Raw genomic sequence first — 1,271 nt, forward strand, 5'->3', positions numbered from 1 at the left:
CAAACGGCTGGAACGGGGGCGCTTCGCATGGCCGCGCGCCGAAGGTGGGGTAGTAGCTTTGACGAGCGCGCAACTTGGCCTACTGCTGGAGGGATTCGATTGGCGGCAGCCCATCGATGCCGCCCGTCCTTGCAGTGCTTTGTAAACGTCTGTGACAACGCACGTGAGGGGAGATGTGGGCGCGTAAACTGTCTGCATGAACTCCAGCGACGCTTCGCTTCCGGAAGACATCGACGCCTTGAAGGCGCTCCTGCTCGCGCGCGAAGCGGCGCTGCGCGAGCGTGACAGCGACCTGGAAGATCTGCGCGACACCGTCGCGACGCTTCAGAAGACTCTCTCGGACCGAGCGCTGGAAATCGAGAGCCTGAAGCTGTGGATCGCCAAGCTCCAGCGAATGCAGTTCGGGCGCAAGTCCGAGAAGATCGATCGCCAGATCGAGCAACTGGAATTGCGCCTTGAGGATCTACAGGCCGACGAAGGCGCGACGGCTCTCGAGACGCGCAAGCAGCGCCCCAATGACGCGGGCAAGCCTACTGGACGCAAACCGCTCCCTGATCATCTGCCGCGCGAAGATATCGTCTATCAGCCCGATGATGCGTGCTGCCCGCAGTGCGGTGGAGCACTCGGCGATCTTGGCGAGGACATCGCCGAGCAGCTCGAGTACGTGCCCGGTCATTGGCGGGTGATTCGTCATCGTCGCCCGAAAAAAGCCTGCGCTTGCTGCGACTGCATCGTGCAGGCTGCCGCACCCAGCCGTCCCATTGATCGCGGTATGCCGGGTCCTGGCCTGCTCGCCCATGTCCTGGTTAGTAAGTTCTGCGACCATCTCCCCCTGTACCGGCAGTCAGCGATTTACGCGCGGGACGGTGTCGAATTGAGCCGATCGACGCTTGCCGATTGGGTCGGCCAGGCCAGCGCACTGCTGCGCCCTCTGGTCGATGCGATTCGACAGTACGTGATGGCGGCCTCGAAGATCCATGCCGACGACACGCCTGTACCGGTGCTTGAACCCGGCAATGGCAAGACCAAGACGGGTCGGCTCTGGACCTATGTACGTGATGACAGGCCGGCCGGATCGAAAGACACACCGGCCGTCTGGTTCGCATACAGCCCGAGTCGGTCGGGCGAATATCCGCAAGCCCACTTGAAGGGCTTCAAGGGAATCCTGCAGGCCGATGCATTCGCAGGCTACAACGCCATCTATGAACGAGGCGACGTGCGAGAGGCTGGATGCGTCGCTCACGCGAGACGAAAATTCCACGACCTGTACC

Annotated in this window: 2 protein-coding genes; both read left to right on the forward strand. The window is 62.2% G+C overall.

Translation table 11 applies throughout. The annotated features are described in order from the left end of the window. The first annotated feature begins 7 nt into the window (after positions 1-7). Positions 8-145, forward strand: coding sequence for an IS66 family insertion sequence element accessory protein TnpB (tnpB, locus tag CF70_RS38890; protein WP_414629433.1), 138 nt, complete (start codon positions 8-10; stop codon positions 143-145). A 51-nt stretch (positions 146-196) separates the two neighbouring features. Then, a partial coding sequence (gene tnpC, locus CF70_RS07565) for an IS66 family transposase (RefSeq protein WP_035862644.1) occupies positions 197-1,271 on the forward strand: 1,075 nt, incomplete at its 3' end.

Source organism: Cupriavidus sp. SK-3 (assembly GCF_000611145.1).
Taxonomy (GTDB): Bacteria; Pseudomonadota; Gammaproteobacteria; order Burkholderiales; family Burkholderiaceae; genus Cupriavidus.